Consider the following 1,220-nt stretch of genomic DNA (forward strand, 5'->3'; position numbering starts at 1 on the left):
TAAATAACGGATATGTACACGCCCCCCCAAAAAAACCTCACACCAACCGCTTGATCTGCTTATGCCGCCAAACCAGCCGGTAATAAGCCGTCTGCAACCCCAACATCGCCAGATACGTCACCGGAAACGCCATCCACACCCCTTCCAGCCCAAACCGCGCATTCAGCAGATACGCCACCGGCAACTCCACCCCCAACACGCAAACGATCGAGATCCCCACCGGCACCAGCACCACCCCGCTGGCCCGCATGATCCCGCCCACCACGGCCTGGAAACCGAACACCAGGATGCTCCAGAGCATGATATGCAGCAGGTGCTCGGCCTTGACCCGCGCATCCACGTCGGTAATGAACAACCCCAACAGCCAGTGCGACAACACATACCCCAGCACTATCAACCCACCCGTCAGGCACAGGTTGATCAAAATCCCCGTACGCAGGATCGGCCCGATCCGCTCCAGGCGCCCCGCCCCGATCGCCTGCGCCCCCAGAATCGACGCCGTGATCGCAATCGACAATGCCGGAAACTGCACATAGTTGACGATCTGCGTCACCGCCCCATACGCCGCCGTCGCCTGGGAACCATGGCTGTTGACCAGCGCCAGAATCACCAGCTCCGACAACGACAGCACCACCATCTGCAACCCCGTAGGCAACCCGATACGCAGGACCTTGCCCAGGATCACCCGATCCAGCCGCAGCGCCGCCATCAACTGGCGATCCGGCGCCATCACGTGGTTTTTATGGCGCAGGCGCAGCACCAGGAACGTCATCGCCAGGGCATTCCCCACCAACCCCGCCACCACCGCGCTCTGGATACCCATCGGCGGCAGGCCCAGCCAGCCCTTGATCAGCGCAGGCGTCAGCACCAGGCCCACGGTGGTCGACACCATCAGCGCCAATAAGGGCGACACCGTGTCACTCACGCCCCGCAGCAGTTGGGTGAACAGGATGAACACCAGCAACAGCGGCATGATCAGCATCATCATCTGCGCATAACCCACCGCGTCATCCAGCACATCCACCGGTGTGCCCAGGGCCTGCATTGCCGGGCGCGCAAACACGCTGCCCAGCACCGCCGCGATCACCCCGATCAGGGCGCCGAGGGTCAGGGTGGCGCCGGTGATCGACTTGACCATCGAGGTTTCCTGCGCGCCCCACGCCTGGCCGATCAGCACCGAAGCGCCCGCCCCCAGGCCGATCACCAGGGCGATAAAGAAA

1 protein-coding gene is annotated in these 1,220 nt (G+C 63.0%); it reads right to left on the bottom strand.

Annotated elements, in window-relative coordinates; genetic code table 11:
• Positions 1-37: 37 nt before the first annotated feature.
• A partial coding sequence (locus HX846_RS35040) for an MATE family efflux transporter (RefSeq protein WP_178967237.1) occupies positions 38-1,220 on the bottom strand: 1,183 nt, incomplete at its 5' end.

Origin of the sequence: Pseudomonas sp. K5002 (assembly GCF_013386655.1) — a bacterium.
In the GTDB taxonomy this organism is placed as follows: Bacteria; Pseudomonadota; Gammaproteobacteria; order Pseudomonadales; family Pseudomonadaceae; genus Aquipseudomonas.